Origin of the sequence: Haloarcula laminariae (assembly GCF_025457605.1) — an archaeon.
GTDB classification, from domain to species: Archaea; Halobacteriota; Halobacteria; order Halobacteriales; family Haloarculaceae; genus Haloarcula; species Haloarcula laminariae.
Genome location: NZ_JAMZFY010000001.1, coordinates 2,063,961 through 2,081,430 on the forward strand (window position 1 = coordinate 2,063,961; position 17,470 = coordinate 2,081,430).

Below are 17,470 nucleotides of genomic sequence, written 5' to 3' on the forward strand. Positions count from 1 at the left end.
CAAACTGATATGCGAAAGGAAGTGAATTGAGAAGCTGTGAGTCCAGACATCCAGTCGACCGAGTGGCAGTTGCTTGATTCGTGGTGGGCTACATACGCACAGACGCAGTCACTCGTGCGTAGCTCGGCTGGCCCATATGTACACGGAATCGACGACTGGACAGACTCTTGGAGTGAACTGGACTCGTGGTGGGAAACGTATGCGGCGACGGGTCATGAGACGGCCGTTAAGATCGGGGAACTACTCGCGCAATCGAATGCGCAGTGGGAGGCGTCAGCTGCGCCGTTTGACAGTGATCCACTGGCTTCAGATTTGACGAATGAACGGTTGCAACGCGGACCGTTGCGTCCGGGGCGGGAAGAATCGTGGTCGCGGTGGTTTGCCCGTGTGCTGAACTCGTCTGCTGCGTTGGTGCGTGAAATCTTTGATGTCCCGGTGACAGAGCCACCAAGAGACATCGCTCTGGAAGACCGATTGCAGAAAGACGGTGATGGGCATCGCCGACCGGATATTCTTCTTTTCCACGCCGACCATGGGATTTCGATTGAAGTGAAACTGGATGACGAGCGCTACGGAAAAACAGGTGAAACAGCTGCGCTTGTTGAACGAAAATATGAGGATGTCGAGTGGACGCATACATTGTTATTGCCGACACGGAAACGTGGGCGTCTTGAGTCACTGGTTTCACCGCCAATTGATGACGACGGCGATGGTCCCCCGTCCATAGAATGGGACACGCCCGGGCCGGTTGATGTCGTCTATTGGGAAGATGTAACGACGGCGATTCGCGCGGTGTTGCGTCGCGGTGAAGGTGGTGACGACCAGTGGGCAGCGAACGCGTACTTGTTCTGTGCGGTCGTGGAACAAGAGTTGTTGCAGTTTCAGCCGGAGCCAGTGATCCGAAAGGTGGCGAACCCGACCGGTGTTGTCGACACGCTCTACCCGATTGGAATCGAGGACGTGCTCGCCAAACAATTAACGTATCTGCAGAAACAGGTCGATGCATGACTGATGACTTTCTTACAGGCGGGCTAGAACAGGATCGGTATTTGAAGGCAGTTCGACTGGCCGATCAATTCCAAGAGGAAATCATATCGCGTCTTTTTGAGTTCGATGAGGCGATGGTTGACGTACAACCAGACCTGTTTGACCCGGAGACTGAACCCGATTCGAACACAAACAATACTCCGAACAATGGGCTAGCACTGCATCGGATTAATCATCCGATGGAGGGCCCACGAGCACCTGAGAGTGACCAGCGACTCAATGTCCATTTGTACTGGATGTCGCCAACGGAGTACAATCGCTCTGATATTGATAGTGCTGTTCGCGGATTTGGATACAAAATCAAATACGGTGATACGGATGTCGATGAGTGGGTGGAAGCACAAACACACGATGGCGACTGGTCGTTACAGACTGGAGATAACCCGTACGATTCGAATACGGTGTTCTATCGACATGTGAGTTCAGCCGCTGAAATCAACGAGACGGCCACCGAACTCGTTCAGCATTTCTCGGAATACGGTGCTGCGTACGCTGCTGATTCAGATATCGAACTGTGACAGGCGGATTTGCAAGCGAAAAACTAGTTTTGGGATGCAGTGTGGAAATGGTGGGCACTCCGACAGCCAGAAGAGCAGCTACAAAAACGGTGCAGGAACCGCCCAATTGACTGGCGACTGTTTCTGTCGTCTAGCTACCGACGGATCCAGGCACATGATTATCTATCGAGTACGAATTCGTTCAAAGAATCTCGCTATTAGAAGATAGTTTTATCAGCGATTATAAAGGTGTATAGTCGTACGATGGTTGATTCGTCAAGTGAGGAGTTAGTTTCAGCGTATCTTGCTAATCGGGAGTGGGAGGAGAAGCGACGGGCAGTGGAGAAGACGGCCGGGATTGTGCAGGATTTTGCGGCGGCGTTGCTTGAGGCGGGTGAGCTTGGGCAACAGGAAATGACGGCGTTGTACCGCGTGTGTATGAACGATGATACGTACCCGGTATCGAGTAAGCGCGGGGAGATTGACGAGGTAGATATTCCAGCGGATGCGAAACGGGATTTGAAACAGCGGCTTGCTGAGGATGTCGGGACTGTTGGGGGATTGACCTTCCCGATCGAAGTACCCGATGAAGACAAGGGTGCAGTGACGTCGTGTTTTGAAACGCTTGTCACGGCGGAGGACCCGGACGCGTGGGATGATGCGGTTCGGGAATTAGCTGCGCTTGAACTGCCGAAGGTCAAATGCGGAAAGCTGTCGCCGATTCTGTCGTATCTGCATCCAGAGTATTACCCGGTCGTGAACACGTTGTCACGGACCGGGCTTGAGGAGTACTTCGATGTGAGCGTGTCCAATGAACTCGCTGATTTCCCGGAAACTGCCGCCACATACCGGTCGATTCGAGATGACTACGGACTGGAAGCGAACTTCCGTGACTTGGATTACTTTTTCGTATGGGCGAACACCCGAGACCCACCAGGGCCTACGCTACCCGGCGAACGGTCGTATTTTTGGGTGAATCAATCGAATCAATCTGAGATTGAGGATGAGTATCTACGGGCGAAGGTGGACGATGTGTGGCATCACAACCTGTCGGAGCTTGATAACGATGACGTGGTGTTCCATAATTTCAACGATGAGTTAGTTGGCCTCTCGACGGTGACAGGGACGCCAACTCAGTATGAGTTCAGGGGTGAGGAGTATCATCGTGTCCCCGTTGAATTCAATTGGTTTGATGAGTCCGTTCGGGTTGATACGGAACTAAAACAATCCTTGGACACACCGGAGTGGCATCAAAAGTACTACCCGATTGATTCGAACGGGAATTTGAAGCAGGCGTACCTATCGCAATTATCCTTAGCGGCTGCAGAATTCCTGTTAGATACCGGGAAAGCATGGCAACTACTCCAAGATCCTGGACCAGATGGCCCGGGTGAAGAGATTCCGGATCCGCCTGCCCAAACTGATGAGATTGAACGGCAATTGCTGGAAAAGAAGCAAGTCGTGTTCTACGGGCCGCCAGGGACAGGGAAGACGTACACTGCTGAGCGGTTCGCCAAGTGGTGGGTTGGCCAGCAGGACGGCGGTGACCCGGTGTCTGACCGAGTTGCGACGGTAACGTTCCACCCGTCGTTCACGTACGAGGATTTTATTGAAGGATTGAGCGCGCAGACGGACGACAATGGGCAAGTAGCGTATGATGTGCAAGACGGGGCACTGAAGCGAATGCAGGCGGCGGCGAAGTCGGCATACGAGCGCGCGAAGGAAGCCGGCACAGAACCGGACCGGTACGTGCTGATTATCGACGAGATTAATCGCGGGAACCTCGCGCAGATCTTCGGTGAAGTCATCACACTGTTGGAGGCCGATAAGCGCGGATCGTTCGATGTCGAGTTGGCACACTCTGGAGACCCGTTCACGTTGCCACCGAATCTGTACGTGATTGGGACGATGAATACGGCGGATCAGTCGATTGCACTGGTGGATACGGCGCTTCGCCGCCGGTTCCGGTTCATGGACTTCCCGCCGGATCTTGATGTTGTGTGGGAAGAGAGCGAGATGGTCGCCACAGATGCGTATACGACAGTTACGCAGGCAAATAGTGACGTGTCGCGTCGGGAGCAGTTGCTTGGCGCGAGCGTTGAGGCGGTCCGGGAATTGAATGAACGGATTTTGTCTGCACCAGAGCTCGGGAAGGGCAAGCAACTCGGGCACACGTACCTGCTCGGTCATGACTCACCGACGGATGTCGTTGACGCGTGGCGGTACGATATCCTCCCGCAACTGGAAGAATATTATTTCGGGCAGTTTGATCGGCTTCGAGACGATTTACTGACTGAGACCGGGGAGCAACTGATTCAGTGGGACGCCGAGCAGATTCAGGCGTTCGACGCTACAGATCTGTACACAGCACTCTGCTCACTGGCAGGGATCGAAGACCCGGTGCCGCTCGCTGCAGCACCTGTCGAAGCAATGGCTGACGGGACGGGTGTGTCGCAGACTGTAGATGCGTGGGAGGAGGGTGAAAAAACGGTTGCTTCGTTTCGTGAACGCATCGCAACGACGTTAGATGAAACAGCGAAGTCTCGCGTGGAACGGTTACTCGAAGCTGGTGAAGATGTCGGGTGGCTTGATACCGGTCGTGGAGAGCATAATGCGACGGTGCAATTGAAAGCTGATCACATCGATCCAAGTGTCGCTCTCATTCAACTCGATCAGGACGGGACAGTAAAATTCAAACTGAATTGGCTTGCCGCCCGCGATGAGAACGAATTGACAGGCGAATTCATCGACGACGCTGCGGGCGTGTTCGAAGAGATTGAAGCGTACTCGCACGAGTGGCGGCCCGATTCCGATGACGGTGAGAAGGAGATCCGAGCGCCGAACATCCAGATTGCCGACCTCTCCGAAGCGGAAATGGATATCTTAGTAGAAGGGTTCCGCTCGTTTGCACAGCAAGCCGATGAGTTCCAGGATGGCTGACCTCTCACAAATCAGTCTCGTCGGCTCACCTGTTCGTGAGAGTGCCAGGGATGAAACTGTCCCGCCGTCAAACCCGTTGGTACTGGCAGAACACGACGAGTCAGACCCGTTCGAGATTAGCTCGGATGACGCGGCGTTCCTCGACCGGTTGGGCGAGGTTCACGAGTCCGCACCGCTTGATGTATCGTATACGAATGAGGGGCAGGCGATCATCAGTAGTAGCTCGTACGTCGGTGTCCTGACGTTGCCAAGCGGCCTGCAAATCGAGGTGACGCCGAAGCAGTCAGTAACGCGGTTACTGTGGGCGCTGCAGTACGCATTCGATACGCCGATCGATTCGATGGGGAAAGAAACGAAGTTCACCGGTGCCTCCTCGTTTTTCGATGCGATCGGCGTGTTGTTCCTGACGGAACTCAAGACTGTCCTTGACCAGGGCTTGCATCGGGATTACGTGCGAACGCAGGCCGTCCAAGATAATGTTCGCGGCCGGATTGACGTACAACGACAGTTACAGAGACCGGAGCCGACGCCGACTGATTTCGCCGTCGAGTACGACGAGTTCACCACTGATACAGTGTTGAATCGTGCTGTGCTTGCGGCCGTGCGCGTACTGACCGGGTTAGTTCGTGATAATGAATTAGCCGGGCGGCTCCGACATGAAGAGCAACGGCTCCGGCAGTTCACGACGGTCAAACCAGTGTCTGTTGACGCCGTCGAACGCATCGAGTTGTCACGGTTGAACGAGCATTACGAACTCCTGTTAGACTTAACACGAACGGTTCTAGCCCGGGAGTTCTTCGAGGATATTAGCGCCGGGAGGAACCGGTCGCTCGCGCTGTTCGTGAACATGAACGATATCTTCGAGCGACTCGTTGAGCAGGCGTTCCGAGCGGCTGCGAAAGAAATCGGCGGACTTACCGTAGAGGGCCAAGCATCGATTCAGAATATCGTCGACGGACCACACGCCGTGTCCATGCGGCCGGACGTTCTAGTCAGACATGACGACGGGACACCGGCGACTGTTATCGACGCGAAGTGGAAAACCGGGTCACCGTCGTCAGGTGACGTATACCAACTCACATCGTACATTCTCGCGCTGGATACATGTGGCGCGCTCGTGTATCCAGGGCACAGTGACCATGGCGGGGAAAAATCGACAGTGATGAACGAGTACTCGCTTCGCTCTGTCGAGTTAGCCACGGATGCAGCAGCCCCGTCCTATCAAGATTATGTCGAGGTGTTGGAACTGAGCGCGCGGAACTACTTGACCGATATTCTCTAAGAATTACTTCATCCGCCCGAATGATGAGTCAATCTCGTTCGTTGCAAGTGCTTTTGCTAGAAGTTCCAAATCGTCACGATATTCGACGATGTCGAGCCATCGATCAGGGAGTGTTTCAGCACCAAACCGTGCGCCGGCGATCGCGCCTGTAACGGCTCCGAGCGTGTCCGTGTCACCGCCGCGGTTGACCGAGGTGGTGATAGCGTCTTCCGCAGTGTCTGCCGTGAGTGCGTCGTACAGCGACGTTTGCAGCGTATGAACGACGTAGCCGGTGTTTTCTAAGTGAGTCTCGTCGACGAGGTTCGGGACGAGACGAATGGTTTCGACGAGTTCGTCTGGAGCGTCGCCGTCGACGCGTTCGATTGCGTCTGTAAGCGGCTCATCGTCGCCGCGGAGGTAGCCAGCGATAGTGTGGTTGAGAATTACGCAGCCGTACTGGCACCGCGGGTCGTAGTGCGTGATCGCTGAAGACTGTGTACTGACTTGGTCGAGCGTCGAAGGATCGTCAGCGAACGCGATAGCGTGCGGGGCGCACCGCATGATACTGCCGTTACCAGCGTTTGAGCCCTCGGCGCGGCGCTGCCAGACTTCTCGACCGGCATCACGCCACGAAATCCCGGCTTGGTATTCGCTGATGGCGTCGGCGGTCATCAGCCCGACGTCAAACGGGCCGTCATCGTACCAGGCTGCGAATCGGTCAGCGATATCTTGCCCGTCAAACGCGCCTTCTTCAACGAGGCTCCGGGCGATACAGAGTGCGAGGTCGGTATCGTCGGTTACGGTCCCGGCGGGTTTTCCGTGTGTGCCGTTCCCGACCATCTCCGTGAGGGTTCCATGCTCCTCGGCAATCCGCGTCGGGGAACGGAACTCGACAGGCCGGCCCAACGCATCTCCGCAAGCAAGGCCGAGCAGCGTCCCTTTCGCAGCATCTACTGAAACCATCGTCTCAAGGCGTTACGTTGGGAGGTATTTGTACCCCGGTGCCGCTCACCATACAATCGGGGTGGTAAACGTGGGATTAGTCTCTTGTCAGTATACAGGGAATCGTATCCAGGCTGTAGGAACCGAATCGACTTGCCAATGCATGTGTATTGATCGGGCTGGACTGAATGCTGAAGCTGGCACGGACTTATTGTGCTAGCACTGTTGATGTCCCTATGGCTGCTGATCTTCAGAAATGGATTGCTGAGTTTGAGTCCGAATGGGCTGATAAGCCGATTGAGTATTTGCACGAGCCCGGTGACTGGCGGGAAGATAGTGATCCGCTTTTTAGCTCAATATCCAGTGCGATTCAGGATCGGAACTACGAGATTTCAATCGATGAGTTGCTGAAAATCAGTCAATGGAAAATGCAAGGTTCGCGGAACGATGACAACATCAAAGGGAATGCTGAGAAAGACGTTGACGTTGAGAAGCAGTGTCAGCATGCGTTGACCGAAGTAGAAGGTAAGGAATCGATCGAAGCACTAACCGACCTTAGCGGGATTGGTGTGCCGATGGCCTCTACTGTTCTGACGGTAGCGAAACCGGAAGAGTACGCGATCATTGATTATCGTGCGTTTCGCGGCCTCGCAGCTGCACTCCCGGAGATCGTTGATTCGCGGGACTATAGCGAATACGCTGAATTCTTGGAGCATTTTCGAAATTACCTCACGAATGCCGAAGCGTATGAATATTATATCGAGCACGTGCGCGAGATTGCGGAACAGGAGGATCTCTCGGCGAGACAGGTTGATATGGCTCTATGGGCCTTCGATAAAGAAAAGTCATAACCAACACTTCCAGACACAGAAAAGTTCATTTCTGCTGAGATTGGGCGTAGGTAGCGTGTCATAGAACCGTTCACAGACGATTTGCCGTGATGCAACCCGAGTGTAAAGTGGTGAGATGAATATGACTACAGAACGCAGTGCAAGACTTAGAGCCTGTATTTTGCATCATAGCATCTTTGATGCCCAAAGAGCCTGTCCGAAAAACAATTTTCGCGCCGAGTCCACGGCTTTAAACGCGGCTATAGACTTTATTAAGCAGATTTACCGGTAAGATAGACGTTTTTCGGACAGGCTCCAAAATTTGTCCTAATAACTGCAATAGAACACATACTCCTGTTGCTTAATACCACTCCCAATTAACCTTACACCAATGCCCGAGCGATCAGACATACAGTCGTATCTTGATACGATTGACCCATATGAATTCGAAGAGTTGATTGCTGAGATATGGGAGCAAAAATTCGGGTACACTTCAAAAGTAACACCAAGTTCCCAAGATCGCGGCATCGATATTGTTGCGGAAAAAAGTAAGCCGGTGGCGCAGAAGATCTTGATCCAAGCCAAATTATATCAAGAGGAGAATAAAGTCGGCAGCCGAGAAATTCGGGACTATGCAACGCTCTACCAACAAGATGAAAGTGCCGACCGAGTGGTACTTGTTTGTACTGGTGGCTTCACGAGCCAAGCAAAGGAATTAGCTCAGGATTTGCAGGTAGACATTTTTGACAGAGAAGAAGTTGTGAATTGGCTTGTTGATGACAACGTCGGTTCGGAGATAATTCAAACAGATGATGGATCACACGCCCATAGCCACTCCTCTAACTCTTCGCCATCCGAAAACTCTGCCAATGACGATAACTCAATTCGGTTGATTGAGGCCGCAAACGAATGGTTATCCTCAGACTTTATTGAAAAAACGACGACGCTTAAGCCTAGAAGTGGAATTATAGAAGGAACGATCACTGGTGATGCGCTATACAATTCTTTGCTCTTTCATATTCGCATTATAAATTGCGAGTATGGAAAGAACGAGCACGACACCTCTGAGTCCATACACTTCCCGCTTGAAGATAACGGTGATGCATGGTCCGTAACTGAGGGTATCTCCTATCTTGAAGGTATGTATCAGATAGTAACTCAGGACCGTGCCGTTATTGACAGAATGGATGAAATGAGCGACAGTTCTGAGCACGTTACGAAAATTCACGAGGAAAGTGTAGAGAACTATCTGATTGGTACGTATGGCCATGAAGATGTGCCTACTAAGATCAAGATTGAACAGGAATTTAGAACGGTAATACGGATCATTCAAGATATTTTTGAATATTCTTTAGACGATATAGCTAAAATCGAGATAGAATCAGAAACACCCATTAAGAAAGCATCAAGAATGGTATTTGACTGAATAGTTCCGAGATTAGTCTTTTGGCGATATCTCAATTGTCTATTCTGCCAGACTTGCGCCCTGTATCTTGCACCCGGGTCTTGACATGAATTGGATAAGAAGTGCGCGCGAATCTTTCTAAGACACGCTCGCGTAGGTTGAACTCGGCAAAGAAAATCAACTCTCAAACTCGTCCGTGAGTGTCTCAAGTTCTGCTTGGAGTTCCCACAGTTCCTGCGTGATATCTTCAATCGGTTTCCTGATCTCGTCGTCAGTACTCTCACTGCCGGCGGTCCACAGGAGTTCTTCTGCCTCACTCAGATACCCGTCTGCTAATTCAAGCGCTCGAACAATATCCGGGTCCGGCGACGGGCTATCTTCCATGCCTTCCAGTACGAACCTTGGTGTGTTGGATGTTTGTATCCGAGTGATATTTCATACGTCTGAAACAGTGTTCCATCGGCCGTTAGTCAGTGCAATTAGCGCTGATGGATTCGCTAACGGAGCTTGTCCGCCGAACAAATTTGTAGCTGCAACTATATTCCATCTACTAACCGTATGGCTGTTCTCGATGACTTGTCCGGATTCGAGTTCGAGGACGTCATGGAGGACGTGTTCCGGAACCTCGGGTATGAGAACGTCCGGCAAGCCGAAAAAACAGCTGACGAAGGCCGCGATGTACTGATGGAGGAAGTCGTGGACGGGACGCGTCGAGCGATTGTCGTCGAGTGCAAGCACACGGATACTGTTGGGCGTCCCGTCGTGCAGAAACTGCACTCTGCGATTGCGACGTTTGATTTCGACGGGCCGAAACGCGGGATGGTTGTGACGACCGGGCGGTGCACGGGACCGGCTCACGAGTACGTCGACCGACTCAAACAGAACGGTGATCCACACCCGATCGAAATTATTGACGGGGAGGATCTCAGGGAATTGGCCGACGAAATCGGCCTTGATCTGTACAATGGTCGTATTGAAATCTTGTGTGATGAGACGCTTCGTCCGTACGATCCGACAGCGTCCGTGTCCGCACCGGTAGAACAGGCATTCCGTGACATCGAAAACATTGACACGGGAACCGTGCCGAATCCGCAGTCACACGTGACGCTCCGACCGACGGTGACAGTCACAGCAGACACGAACGCGACGTTTGAGACGTCCGTCGGTGTCATCCACCAAATTAACGACCGGTCCCGGTTCGTCATTCACGCTGATCGTGGGAACCCAACGATCGCGTCCGAAGAAGTCGCTACACTCGTCGTGGAGAATCGGCACGCGGCAGTCGAACTGCCTGACGACGAGTTCGCTGACACGTTTGATGCCGTTGAGCGAGGCCGGTTCGGACAGACACAGACTGAGTATAAAGAGTGGGCTGTGGACCGACTGCGAGCGATGCACACGACGGACGTGACCTACACTGGCGACAACAATGTCACGTACACGAAGACGTGTGAACCAAACCAGTCCGATGTATCCGTCCAGTCAATTGACGCCGTCTATCTCCCTGCTGTGCGGCACTCAGTCCAACTTCAGGAGTATTCGTACCCATTGGAGTATTTTTCGGCCGGGCCATCACGAGTCACGACTGAGGACGGCATCCACCAGTGTGTCCACTGCGAGACACACGGTGGATTGGAGACGTACACGTACTGTGCGAATTGCGGGGCGATTAGCTGTGAGAAACACATCAAAACTGAGCGGCTGGAGCACGAACCGGTGTGTACTGGTTGCGCCATCACGGAACGATTCGCGTTGAAAACGAAGTACTTCTACGACGAAGAGAACCTGGAAGCCTTCCGCACGGAATACAGCGAGATGCCGATTCACCAGAAAGCCATGGAGAACCAACTGGTGACCGGGAGTGCACTGCTACTTGTTATACTGTTCATTGTCGGGCTTGGCCTTGTGCTGATCTGAGTAGCGCGTCCGAACACCCCCACCCCCTTATCGATTTGTTCCAACTGATACTGTGTGGGGGGTCAGTCTCCAGTGAAAAGACAATGCATCAACACTCGGAGTTCATTGCCTCTAATGCTAGTTCAGCTGTGAATCGCTATATTTGACCGATTCACTGTCTCTCAGTTGATTCTAGTAGTCCAGAGCAGATACCTCTAGAAGGAATACACCCCCTTATCGATTTGTTCAAATTGAAACTAGAGAGTGATATTGGTATTATTTGAGCAGACAGTGCATCAACACTCAGAGCAGATACCTCTAGAAAGAACACACCCCCTTATCGACTTCCTCTGTTCAACTCTCGTCTTGCGATTATCGTACTTATCGGGTATTTAAAGAAATGGGTTCAAGCGACTGCTGACGTGCAGTTCTGTGCCCAATCCGGCACTCTCCGGACATCCAGTTGTCCGGTAAATCCGTTCGGTCTGTACGGCACAAATCTCGTGACAGTCAACATACGGAGACCGTTTTGCGCGGAACAAATCGATAAGGGGGTGGGTGTCTCGACCAGTCCTATCGAGCAACATCCCATCTTATTTTAATCGAGTCACCAGCTACATCCTACGATTTATTTCCACGCTATGCGCTTACACGATTGTGACTAACACTGGTAGCAAGGACTTGGAGCGAGCGATTGAGATCGCAGTGGATGCCTATGCTGGCCAGACTGACAAGGCCGGGGCGACGTACATTCGTCATCCACTTCGGGTGATGGAAGCGATGGAGACTGAGACCGAACGCGTCGTCGCGGTGTTGCACGATGTCGTGGAGGACTCTGAGTACACGTTAGCGGATATTGAAGCCGAATTCGACGAACAAATTCGTGACGCGGTTGATGCACTAACAAAGCGCGATGGGGAGGCGTATCTTGAGGAATTCATTCCCCGGGCAGCAGCAAACGATATCGCTCGCAGCGTCAAACGCGCCGATATCGAGGACAACATGGATCTCACGCGATTGGACGAGGTGACCGACGATATACTCGCAAAACAAGCCACGTACCACGAAGCACTACAGGAGTTGTGAGGTTGCTTACGTCTCTGCGTTCCTCACGAGGTCCTGGAGTTGATCACGTGATAGCGGGTCGATGAATTCTCGCTGCCCGTCGACGGTATAGAAGATGCTCGCGGTGACGTTCTTCTCCGGGTAACACTCAGACAGGACGTGATAGTACGCGCTGAGTTGTTTTCGATACTCGGCTTCGGCGCGCTTTGTCCGATCAGTTTTGTAATCAACGATGTCGATTTCAGATGGTGTTTCGTGGACGAGATCCACGATGCCTGAAATCGTGACGCGCTCGCCGTCGATTTCCAAGGGAAGCACGGCGCGTTCCTCGACGTGCAGGTCGCCTGAGAGGCTGTCGAGGAACGCTTTGACGTGTGCCTCGTCGTCGGTGTCGTCAGTCGTCGTTGTGACAGCCTCGCCGAGTGCGTAGGCCTCGGCGAAGTCGTGGACGCGGGAGCCGAACTCCCGACCACGGAACTCGACTGATTCGGCGTCGCCCGTGTCGGCAGCGAACACTTCATCGTCCATAAGCGTGTGCGGCGTATGGCTCGTCGGGCCATCCGGTGTGACAATCGAGAACGGGAGTTGCGTTTGCGCTGTTTGTGTTTGCTCGACGGCTTCGATTGTCGTGTCCCCCTCTCTTGTAGAGCATGGGAGTTCCTCGAAGAACGTGTTCGGATCTTCCCCACCAGTGAACAGGACGTGACTCTCAGCTCGCGTTATGGCCACGTATAGGAGACGCCGCTCCTCATCGTAATCACGCGACAGGCAGTGACGGATGACGTCATGCCGCCAATTATCGTAGACGTGCGGGTGCTCGGCCACGGTAGAGTACTGCTTGCGTTGCCGGAGTCCAACCGGCTCGGTGTACTGTACAACACCGGATCCACCACCGTTTGGCGGGAATTTGCCACTGTTCATGTTCGCCAGGATCACAATCGGATATTCGAGTCCTTTCGCGGAGTGGATGGTCTGGACTGTGACTGAGTCGACACCGGCACTGGTGAACACGTCGTGTGTGCTACCGTTCTCGATACCGCGTTCGATGAACCGGATGAGGTCACCGCGGGTAAACGTCGAAGATTCGTGTACTGACTGTATCGTATACAAGATAACATCGGCGTACTCACCAGTGAACCCGTACCGGTCGAACACCGCTCTGGCAACAGCTCCGACTGCGGCCCGTTCGGCGAGGTTATCGCGGAACGCAGTCATGTTAGCGGGGTACTCGCCCGTCTCAAGGATCTCGTCGATTTCGTCGAGCGTGTACCCTGCTTCTTCGAGTACAACCGCCCATCCCCTGTCAGCGTCTGCCTCAAGGATCCGAAGCCAGGCAAGCAGTAGTTTTGCCTGATCGGTTCTGAACAATTCAATCCCGCCGTCGTATGCCATTGGGAAGTCGTACTCGTCAGCGACGGTCAGTAGTTCCCGGCCGAAATCACGGGTCCGGGTAAGAACCGCAATGTCACCGAACGTTGGTTCCCGTCGATTCCCATCATCGTCTTCGACAGCATACTCCTCATTCCCGACGACATTTTGAATCGTCGAGAGGATGGATTCGTGTTCATCAGGATGCTGAATCCCTTCGATTGTCGTGTTATCGAACGAGGCGTTCGAAGACAGTGAGGCGATATCCCCACGGATCGAGTCATCGACATCATCTCTCTTGGTCGCCGGGGTGACGAGCGCTTCCTCGGAGAAGTCGAGAACCGTTTGTGTCGACCGGTAGTTCTCGGTCAACTCGATTCGTTCAATCTCGTCAGTCTCTAACGCGATACGTTCACGGTCCCCGTTGAGGTCGTCGGTAAACCGTTCAATCCGTATTTCGAAGTTGAGGATGTTCTCAACGTCAGCATACTGGAACGAGTAAATGCTCTGCTTCCAGTCCCCGACAACGCAGATGTTGTCAGTGCCAGCCAGCAGGAGCGCGAGCTTGAATTGAATCTCACTGGTGTCCTGGAACTCGTCAACCATCACGTACTCAAACGCAGCACGGTCCCGAAGCGAGTCATCCTCACACAACAGGACGAACGCGAACAATTGTAGGAACCCGAACGTCAAATAATTCCGACTCAACGCGAATTCAAGGTACTTGACGTAGATATCGTGAACGAACGCTTTGAGTTCCTCGCGGTCCTCATCAAACACTCGCTTGGCGACACGCGCCGGTACTTGCTTCGTCGAGTCACCTCGCAACTCCGCCTTGGCCGGTGCATCGGGCAAGTACGTCTTGTTGCGGCCATAGCCGTTCAGTTTCTTCCGGAGTCGGGACTGTTTGCTCCCACCATTACGTGGCTGGTTGACGTCATCGAATAAGGATTCGAACGCGGCGAAGTCACCGTCGAGTGCAGCTTCGCCATCCCGATACCAGCCGTCGGTAGTCGGGAAGACGCCTTTCGACGCAAGCTCCGAAATGACGCCAAGGAGTTCGAGTGGATCCGACATTGCACGGAACACGTCCGCGTACTCGGGGTGGTTGTCACGGAACTGGTCGATGAACTCACGGAACAGTTCGTTCTCGACGAGCTCATCCTCAATGATGCGCGTTGAGCCAGTAATCCGCTCGTCGATGCCGAGGTGTGTCGGGGCCCGATACCCGTGCTCTTGGAGAATGTCGAAACAGTGTGAGTGGAACGTTTGGATCGAGCCGTCCGCGAGTTCACGCAGGGAGTACGTGGACTGGTCCACAATGCGTTCTTTCATTTCCGTCGCGGCGCTCCGCGTGAACGTTACGAGCAGGACATCTTCGGGTTCCACCGAAGGTTGATCGACGATCTCTGCATACCGGTGCGTAATAGCGAACGTTTTCCCCGTCCCGGCACCCGCATCAACAACGTAGATACCGTCAGTGTTCTCGATAAGTTTCTGCTGTTCCGGGTTCGGTGTCGGCTCACTCATCGGTAGTCCCCTCCAGAAGCAGGTCGCGGTGATCAATGCGACGGTAGTTCGGTTCACCATCAAGTCCCTCGACCGGGAACCGAGTGTCGCCGCGCCGGTATTGATTCAACTCCTCGATACGGTCGGTGACAAACCGCTCGATAGCGTCCAGGTCATCCCGAAAGAACGATTTCTTCCGGCAACTATTGAGTTCGCGTATCGCCTGGTCACAGCCTTTTTCGACGTCGACGTCGCCCCCGGTCTGTTCGTCGACGGCCGCCGTGAACGACGCAGCAAAGGATGACTCCCGAAGTTCATCTTTTGCAGTCGTGCCCGGGAACGACAACTCCGTCATGATCTGTGCGTACGCATCGAAGCCTAACTCCTCGAACGTGGCCACGCAATCATTGTACCCGTCAAGCAGCGTCTCGTAGGCCTGCCGGGACCCGACGTGTTCATCGAACGTCCACGGATAGTACTTGACCGTTGTCAACGTATCGTCAAGGTCGGCGTCACCAGTGATGACGTCGTCCACGGTTTCCAAGAAGTGGAAGAAGGTGAACGAAATCGGTTCATCTGGATGCATCGTTCGGTAATGACACAGGTACAGTGCCGCCTGAAAATTCGGCGTATCGTTCGGCGGATCGATCGCAGCTTGCTTTACCACATCGCGGCGAGATTTTTTCCGGCCACTTTTGAAATCGAGCAAGTGGTCCGGTGCCGTGACGAGATCGATTTTCCCTTTGATGCCGATTGAAGTGTTTTCGAACCAGCGTTCCGTGAGCGGGGAGTCGATCGGTTCGTCGAAATAATCGGCGAAGAAATTACTGCCCCATCCTGACGAGGGTGTGAGAAAGTCATCAGACTCCGGCCCGTGCGCATCGAGGTACTCGATAATCGTCTCAAGCCCGATACGGTATGAGCGGCGACGCAAGGGCTCGTCAGTTCCCGCGAACAGCGGCCTGGCTTCATCGGCCATGACGTCTACCACGTCCGAGAGAGCATCGGCATCGATAGTCTCAGGGTGGTTCACGTAAAACTCAGCGAAATCATGAAACAGATTCCCCTCGGTGAAGTAGTCCTTATCGGGCCCATCGACTAACCGACTGAAAAAGTAATCCCGTGGACTGTTGACGTAACTGTTGAGACTCGACTGGCTGATCGCTTCGACTGTCTCAGCCTCGACATCAAGTTCCTCTTTTTCGAACCCTATCTGTCCGTCGGCGACTGGTCTCCGATGGGCGACTGAGTCGAGGTCGCTGAACTGGTCGTAGTCATCGTCCAGTAGCTCGCCGAAGTAGAGACACGGTGTGACTGGCTTCCCACCTTTCGTGTCTTGCACGAGGTAGTACTGCTCGACACCACTCTGAATCAGGAGCTGGAACTGGTTAAGATACCGCTGGAACTGTGATTCGGTATCAACCCACGGTCGCTGTGGCGGTGAGTGAGTCCAGTCTTCGTCCAGTCCCACGTGGAACACGACCGACCGGTCGACGTACCCGGCAGATTTCGCATCAGCGAGCAACACACCTTCATTCTCTCGGTTGACTGGAACTTCGTAGGTCTGCAAATAGTACGCGAGCTCGTCAACCGTGTCAGCAGAGACCGGTACGTCAGCGATTCCCAATTGACCGAGTTCTTCGTGGAACGACACCAGACTGGTGTCAGTCTGAGACTCGTATTCGGTGAGCGCTTCTTTGAACGTGTATGTAGTGAGTGACTGGCAGAACTCACGAATCCACGCAGTCTCCGGAATCCCTGCTTCATACAATCGCTTGTTGTTATGATCGATGGGGACATCGATTCCCATCTGCGTGAGCACAGGTTGGACGTCTCCGACTGTCGTTTCGCCGCCGCGAAACCCGGCGCGGCAAAGATTGAGAAATGCGCGATGGTCGGGTTCGTCAATGAATCCCGGCCCACCGTAGTACGGAATCCCGGCTGCGTCAAACGCCGCTTCGATGAGCGACGAATAGCGGCTACTGGCGTCTAGTACGACAGCGACGTTCTCTGCTGTTGTGGCCGTGACAGTGTCGAGAATCGCATCGATGATATCCGCTGATGAATCGAATATATTGAACGACGGATAATCAAATGGCTCGTCGATAAAGAGGTCAAACTGGTCGTAGTCGTCGGGAAGGATCGCTCGCTCTAGTGTTGTGAATTGCTGTTCTCCGACGACCGCTATCGACTCTTCGTCGATTGTGTACTCGGTTAGCGACCTTGATGTCGACTGTAACTCTGCCATAATCTCAACGACATCGCTGGTCTCGGTGTCGACGTAGCTGTCGTAGTCGAGTATCGACTCGATAGATCCCTGGTGTTCCCAACACTGCAGCACGTTCCCGATCGCGTAACTGATCGATTTCCAGTCGTGGTCAGTGCGATCGATGACTTCGAGGAATGCACTACGGTCTTCAGCTTGTTCTCGCCGACCAGCTGCCAGTCGACGCGGTGTCGTTGCAAACGTTCCAAACTGCGGGACATCAACTCGACGATTGATTGCACTCGCTAGCGGGGCGTCCGGGGTAAGGACCAAGTCATAATCTGCGACATCCTCATACAATGTTTCGACCGGTTTCGCACGCTGAATAGGCACGTATTCGTAAAGTGATATTAGTTGCTTAAATGTTGGTATTAGAACGGTATCTTATACGAGAAAACGAGCGATTGCCAGCAACACTTGACTTCCCTGCGAAGCGCTACATCC

At 53.4% G+C, this 17,470-nt stretch carries 12 protein-coding genes; 8 read left to right on the forward strand and 4 right to left on the reverse strand.

Annotation, left to right across the window (positions count from 1 at the left end; translation table 11 throughout):
• Positions 1-36: 36 nt before the first annotated feature.
• From NJQ98_RS10560 to NJQ98_RS10575, 4 genes are all read left to right on the forward strand, one after another.
• Positions 37-1,008, forward strand: a complete 972-nt coding sequence (locus NJQ98_RS10560; protein WP_262178366.1) for a hypothetical protein — start codon at positions 37-39, stop codon at positions 1,006-1,008.
• Positions 1,005-1,565: a hypothetical protein gene (locus tag NJQ98_RS10565; RefSeq protein WP_262178368.1), complete on the forward strand. Its 561-nt coding sequence runs from the start codon at positions 1,005-1,007 to the stop codon at positions 1,563-1,565. The genes NJQ98_RS10560 and NJQ98_RS10565 overlap by 4 nt, the downstream gene beginning before the upstream one ends.
• 243 nt (positions 1,566-1,808) lie before the next feature.
• A complete protein-coding gene (locus tag NJQ98_RS10570) occupies positions 1,809-4,484 on the forward strand; it encodes an McrB family protein (protein WP_262178370.1) in 2,676 nt (891 codons plus the stop codon).
• Entirely contained in the window at positions 4,477-5,766 is a 1,290-nt protein-coding gene (locus NJQ98_RS10575; protein WP_262178371.1) for an McrC family protein, read from the forward strand. Before NJQ98_RS10570 ends, NJQ98_RS10575 begins: the two co-directional genes overlap by 8 nt.
• 3 nt (positions 5,767-5,769) lie before the next feature.
• On the opposite strand, the gene NJQ98_RS10580 is transcribed toward NJQ98_RS10575, so the two are convergent.
• Positions 5,770-6,708, reverse strand: coding sequence for an ADP-ribosylglycohydrolase family protein (locus tag NJQ98_RS10580; protein ID WP_262178373.1), 939 nt, complete (start codon positions 6,706-6,708; stop codon positions 5,770-5,772).
• Between the two features lie 215 nt (positions 6,709-6,923).
• On the opposite strand from NJQ98_RS10580, the gene NJQ98_RS10585 reads away from it, so the two are divergent.
• A complete protein-coding gene (locus NJQ98_RS10585) occupies positions 6,924-7,538 on the forward strand; it encodes a hypothetical protein (protein ID WP_262178375.1) in 615 nt (204 codons plus the stop codon).
• Positions 7,539-7,908: 370 nt separating this feature from the next.
• Positions 7,909-8,943 (forward strand): restriction endonuclease, encoded by a 1,035-nt coding sequence (locus NJQ98_RS10590; RefSeq protein WP_262178377.1) that lies wholly within the window; start codon positions 7,909-7,911, stop codon positions 8,941-8,943.
• Positions 8,944-9,099: 156 nt separating this feature from the next.
• Here the strand turns inward: NJQ98_RS10590 and NJQ98_RS10595 are convergent, their stop codons facing one another.
• Positions 9,100-9,306 (reverse strand): hypothetical protein, encoded by a 207-nt coding sequence (locus tag NJQ98_RS10595; RefSeq protein ID WP_262178379.1) that lies wholly within the window; start codon positions 9,304-9,306, stop codon positions 9,100-9,102.
• 174 nt (positions 9,307-9,480) lie between these two features.
• Here NJQ98_RS10595 and NJQ98_RS10600 point away from each other — a divergent pair, with 174 nt between their 5' ends.
• Together NJQ98_RS10600 and NJQ98_RS10605 are read left to right on the forward strand one after the other, a co-directional pair.
• On the forward strand, positions 9,481-10,839 hold the full coding sequence (locus NJQ98_RS10600) for a restriction endonuclease (protein ID WP_262178380.1): 1,359 nt from the start codon (positions 9,481-9,483) through the stop codon (positions 10,837-10,839).
• A 636-nt stretch (positions 10,840-11,475) separates the two neighbouring features.
• Positions 11,476-11,904 (forward strand): HD domain-containing protein, encoded by a 429-nt coding sequence (locus NJQ98_RS10605; RefSeq protein ID WP_262178382.1) that lies wholly within the window; start codon positions 11,476-11,478, stop codon positions 11,902-11,904.
• Between the two features lie 6 nt (positions 11,905-11,910).
• Here NJQ98_RS10605 and NJQ98_RS10610 read toward each other — a convergent pair whose 3' ends face one another.
• Together NJQ98_RS10610 and NJQ98_RS10615 are read right to left on the reverse strand one after the other, a co-directional pair.
• Positions 11,911-14,781 carry a UvrD-helicase domain-containing protein gene (locus NJQ98_RS10610; RefSeq protein ID WP_262178384.1) on the reverse strand — a complete coding sequence of 957 codons (2,871 nt, stop codon included), beginning with the start codon at positions 14,779-14,781 and terminating at the stop codon, positions 11,911-11,913.
• Positions 14,774-17,359 (reverse strand): PD-(D/E)XK nuclease family protein, encoded by a 2,586-nt coding sequence (locus NJQ98_RS10615; RefSeq protein WP_262178386.1) that lies wholly within the window; start codon positions 17,357-17,359, stop codon positions 14,774-14,776. The genes NJQ98_RS10610 and NJQ98_RS10615 overlap by 8 nt, the downstream gene beginning before the upstream one ends.
• Between the last annotated feature and the right edge of the window lie 111 nt (positions 17,360-17,470).